The organism is Desulfovibrio sp. 1214_IL3152, assembly GCF_036763055.1.
Classification (GTDB): Bacteria; Desulfobacterota; Desulfovibrionia; order Desulfovibrionales; family Desulfovibrionaceae; genus Desulfovibrio.
On the sequence record NZ_JBAIYW010000222.1, the window covers coordinates 1 to 4,480 of the forward strand.

5 protein-coding genes are annotated in these 4,480 nt (G+C 59.2%); 1 reads left to right on the top strand and 4 read right to left on the bottom strand.

The genetic code is table 11. The annotated features are described in order from the left end of the window. From V6C07_RS04715 to V6C07_RS04730, 4 genes are all read right to left on the bottom strand, one after another. Positions 1–299: PqiC family protein (locus tag V6C07_RS04715; RefSeq protein ID WP_333535215.1), on the bottom strand; the 299-nt coding region annotated here is incomplete at its 3' end. Then, positions 299–1,267 (bottom strand): MlaD family protein, encoded by a 969-nt coding sequence (locus V6C07_RS04720; protein ID WP_333535216.1) that lies wholly within the window; start codon positions 1,265–1,267, stop codon positions 299–301. The genes V6C07_RS04720 and V6C07_RS04715, both read right to left, overlap by 1 nt. Continuing rightward, on the bottom strand, positions 1,264–2,073 hold the full coding sequence (locus V6C07_RS04725; RefSeq protein ID WP_333535219.1) for an ABC transporter ATP-binding protein: 810 nt from the start codon (positions 2,071–2,073) through the stop codon (positions 1,264–1,266). The genes V6C07_RS04720 and V6C07_RS04725 overlap by 4 nt, the downstream gene beginning before the upstream one ends. Positions 2,074–2,248: 175 nt before the next feature. Then, positions 2,249–3,376, bottom strand: coding sequence for an MlaE family ABC transporter permease (locus tag V6C07_RS04730; RefSeq protein ID WP_442886174.1), 1,128 nt, complete (start codon positions 3,374–3,376; stop codon positions 2,249–2,251). 90 nt (positions 3,377–3,466) lie between these two features. Between V6C07_RS04730 and V6C07_RS04735 the strand changes: the two genes are divergently transcribed. Then, on the top strand, positions 3,467–4,480 hold a 1,014-nt coding region (locus V6C07_RS04735; RefSeq protein WP_333535218.1), incomplete at its 3' end, for a 5'-3' exonuclease.

Genomic DNA, 4,480 nt, shown 5'->3' on the forward strand with positions numbered 1-4,480 from the left:
GGGCGGGTGAGCACTTCGCGGGTGACGCGGCGTACGCCGTGACTCAGCGGTTCGCCCCAATTGTGGAACTGCGCCACCACAAGCTGGGTGGACTCGCCCACACGGCTGACGATGCCGTCGCGATCAAGATACTCGGGTACGGTAACAGGGGCCACCCGCAGGCTCTTGCCCGGCAGGCTTTCGGCTGAAACGGGCGTGAGGCGGCTTTCCAGAAGATAGTAATTCGTGGGCGTGCTGCGGCTGCAGGCAACCATCAGCGCGGCGAAGACCAGAAGAGTACACAGGGCGTAACGTTGCATCAGCGTTTTCCTTGTCTGCCCATAAGCAGGGCTTCGGGGTTGCGTTCAAGCATCTGCGCGAAGGTGCGGATGGTACGCAGGGTTTCAATGCTTTCCTTGATCAGGCGTCGCACATCATTGATGGTGGGCGAATCGCGCCCCACAAGGCTTTGGGCCGAGGCCGTGACCACACGCAACTGGTCCGCCGCCAGGCTCATGTTTTCCAGTGCGGACCGCAGGGTCGCCAGGGTTCCCGGCATTTGTTTTTCAACCGTGCCTGCGGCAGTGTCGAGACTTTTCAGGATGTTCTCGGCATTTTGCCGCATGGGGCTGTTTTTGAGGATATCGTCAATTTCTTCAAACGTGCGCGTAAAGGCTTTAAGCCCGCGCCCGAGACTGTCGTCCGCCAGCGAATGGGCCAGGTTTTGCAAAATGCTTTCAAGCGCGTGGGCCATAGATTCCAGCGGCAGTTGGGAAAGGGTGGTCTGCAGCGTGTCGATGGGGGAGGGAATGGTGGGGATTTCCATATCCGGCGTACCCGAGCGAAAAACAGCGGGCGTACCGGGGAAAAAGTCCAGTTCAATCCGGTATTGCCCGGTGATAAGGCTTTGCAGTTGCAGACGGGCGCGAAGGCCGCGCTGCACCATGCGGCGCACGATCTCTTCCCTCGCGGTTTCGGAAATGGGCGCAGAGCCGCGGCCGCGCACGAAGCTTTGCTCGTCTATACGGATATAGACGGGAATGGTGACATTGGAGTCTTTTGTGTTGGCTACAAGGTTGATGCGGGTGACGCTGCCCATGGGAACACCGCGGAACACCACGGGAGCGCCAGTGGAAAGGCCGCTCACGGAGCCGTCGAAGTAGAGAACATACTGCATGTCATTGCTGAACAGGCGGCCGCCTCCCAGCACGATGAAGCCCAGAGCCAGCAGGGCCAACCCGCCGAGCACAAAGGCTCCCACAGTGGTTCTGTATTTTTGCGCGTTCATATATTCGTTTCCTTGTCCGGCGCAGCGGAAGCGGTTTTTTCCGTCTGCTCCTTTTCTGCGTGACTGCGTTCGCCTCTTGTAAGAAAGAGCATTGCGCTGGGCGCCGTATCGGAAGCTTGCAGCAGTTGGTGCGGGTTGCCGCACGCCGCTACCTGGCGCGTCTGGGCATCCAGAAAGATGAGGTTGTCGGCAATGGCGTAAATGCTCGCCAGTTCATGAGAAACAATAACAAACGTCGTTCCCAGGCTTGCGCGCAGTTCCAGAATCAGGTCATCCAGCATGCGCGAGCTTACGGGATCAAGCCCGGCGGAGGGTTCATCCAGAAAAAGCACCTTGGGGTCAAGGGCCAGGGCGCGCGCCAGACCCGCGCGTTTGCGCATGCCGCCGCTGATCTCGGAGGGGTAGTAGTCTTCAAAGCCCGCAAGCCCGGAGAGGGCCAGCTTGAGCTTTGCCTGCTCGCGTATGTCCGCATCGTTCAGGTCGGTATACTGCTGCAAGGGCAAGCCCACGTTTTCCGCCAGCGTCATGGAACTCCACAAGGCCCCGCTCTGAAAAAGCACGCCCGTGTCGCGTCCCATTCGGCGGCGCTGCTCCTCGGTGCATGCCCAGAAGTCCGTTTTTCCATAAAAGACCTGACCCGCCTGCGGCGATTTCAGTCCCATGAGCACCCGCAGCAAGGTACTTTTGCCGCAGCCGGAACCGCCGGTAATAAAGAAAATGTCCCCGGCGCGCACGTCAAACGTCACGTCGCGCATGAGAACATACGAACCGTAGCCCACCTGCAGCTTGTTGACCCTGATGCGCATTTCAGTGCTGTTCTGTCCGGCATTGGGGGCGTCGGCGGCGGTATGGGCCGTTTCAGTTTGCGACGGTGTTTCCGGCACAGGCGCGCTGTCCGGCTGCCGGCTTGTTTCCGGCGCGTTGGCGCCTGCGGTATTTTTTTCGGGCGTGATGCCCGCTGTGGTGTTTTTTTCGGCCATGTCAGATGCCCAGCACATTGCAGATGACGGTTATGATCGCAGTGGCCACGATAATGCCCACAATGGCGTGTACCACGGCGGTCGTGGTTGCAAAGCCCACGGCCTGGGCGCTGCGGCCGCAGCGCATCCCCTGATAGCAGCCGGTTATGGCGATGATGACGCCAAAAACCGTGCCATACGCAAGACCGATGAAGACGTGCTTGTAGGGAACCATCTGCATGGTGGCGTTGATATATTCCATCGGATTGATGTTCAGCATGGTTGTGGCAACAATATAGCCGCCCACCACGCCCATAAGGTCGGCGTAGAGCGTGAGCAGGGGAATCATGGCCGTCAGGGCGACCACACGCGGCAAAACCAGAAAATCCACAGGGGCTATGCCAAGCGTGGCAAGAGCGTCCACCTCTTCGTTGACCTGCATGGTGCCGATAAGAGCGGCATAGGCCGCGCCTACCCGGCCCGCCATGACCACGCCCACCATAACGGCGCCCATGACACGCAGCATGCCTATGCCCACCAGACCGGCCACGTAGATCTGCGCGCCAAACTGGGTAAGCTGCACCGCGCCCACAAAGGCCAGGATAAGGCCAAAAAGCATGCTGGTTATGGAAATGATGGGCAGCGCCTGCACGCCGCATTCCTGCATGGCCGCCAGCAGGTCCTGCGGGCGCATCTGGGTGCGGCCCACAAAAAGGCGGCCTACGGCCAGGGTCACATCACCCACGAAGTTCAAAAAGTCGGTTATGCGCGGCGGCAGATCAATGGTGGCCTGACCCACACGCTGCACAAAATTGAGGTTTTCTTTTTTGCGGTCGGAACCGGCTTTGGCGGGAACGGCAAAGGCGAGCTTGAGCAGACGTTCCAGCCCGTCGGGCAGGCTGGTGTGCAGGTCTGCCTTGCGTTCGTTGGCTGCCTGCGCCACTTGCACGAGAAAAACAAGCAGGCTGCTGTCCCAAGCGCCGAGATTGTCGCCTTCAAGGCGAACTTCACGGATGCTCTGGTCAGCCAGGATTTCCAGGGCGGCTCTGGCTTCAGGGGGCCAGGCCGTATCGATATTCCATTTGCCGCCAACGCTGACGCGCAGAAGCGGTCCCTGAACGGAAGCTGTCACTTGCGGACTTGTTTCCATCACTATAGTATACGCGCAGCTCTATTTATCCGCAAGAGCCGTTCCCGGCAAACTGGCGGACTTGCCACACTCAAAAGAATACGGTTAGCCATGTCTTTAAAAAAGCGTCTTGATCTTGCCACTGAACCAGTCTTTCTGATGGACGGTTCGGCCTTCATTTATCGGGGTTTTTTCGCCAACAGAAACATGCAGCGCTCGGACGGTTTTCCCACCAATGCCCTGGTTGTGGTCACCCGTGTGCTGTTGCGCATCCTGCGCGAAGAAAGGCCGCGGTACTTTCTTTTTGTCAAAGACGGCAAGGGCAAGAATTTCAGGCATGATATTTTTCCGCTCTACAAGGCCAATCGCGATGCCACGCCAGAAGACCTGTTGCGCCAGATGCCGCCCATTGAGCGCATGGTGACGGCTTTGGGCATGAACCTTGAAATTTCTGACCACTGCGAGGCCGACGACTGTATAGCCTCTCTGGCTGCCCGTTTTTCTCAGGAGCGCCCCGTGGTCATTGTTGGCGGCGACAAAGACCTCAGGCAGTGCCTTGCTCCCAATGTCTATATGTGGGATCCCGCATCCAAGGATGAAAAACTGCTTACGGCTTCCCGGTTTACGGAAGAAAGCGGGCTGACTCCCGCCCAGTGGCCCGATGTGCAGGCGCTTGTGGGCGACACCAGCGACAATATCCCCGGCGTGCCTGGCATCGGCCCCAAAACGGCCGCAAAGATTTTTGAAATCTGCCCCAGCCTTGAAGACATCCGCGACCATTTTGTCCTGCTGCCTCCAAAACTTCAGGACAAGCTGCGCGACCACCTGGATGAAATGTTTACCTGGCGCAAGCTGACCACCCTGTCGCTGGACGTCTGCACGTCGCTTGAACTGGATGACCTGCTGGTGCGGCCCATCGATGCCGCCCGGTGCGCGGCTCTGGCAGAAGAGTTCGAGCTTCATGCCCTGCGGCGTGAGATGGCCTCTCTGGAGCGCATGCAGCTTTCCGCCCCGGCGGATTCTCAACGCGATGGCAGAGCCGGGCGCACCCGGAACGAAGCAGGGGACTTGTCTCCCGTAAGCGCGCAATCGGCGGGCGCTGCCCAAAATACAGCCCATGCCCCT

What these genes read in the sequence shown, in the direction of transcription:
- V6C07_RS04730 (WP_442886174.1), bottom strand. Translation starts at nt 3,376, where the DNA reads ATGGAAACAAGTCCGCAAGTGACAGCTTCCGTTCAGGGACCGCTTCTG.
- V6C07_RS04725 (WP_333535219.1), bottom strand. Translation starts at nt 2,073, where the DNA reads ATGCGCATCAGGGTCAACAAGCTGCAGGTGGGCTACGGTTCGTATGTT.
- V6C07_RS04720 (WP_333535216.1), bottom strand. Translation starts at nt 1,267, where the DNA reads ATGAACGCGCAAAAATACAGAACCACTGTGGGAGCCTTTGTGCTCGGC.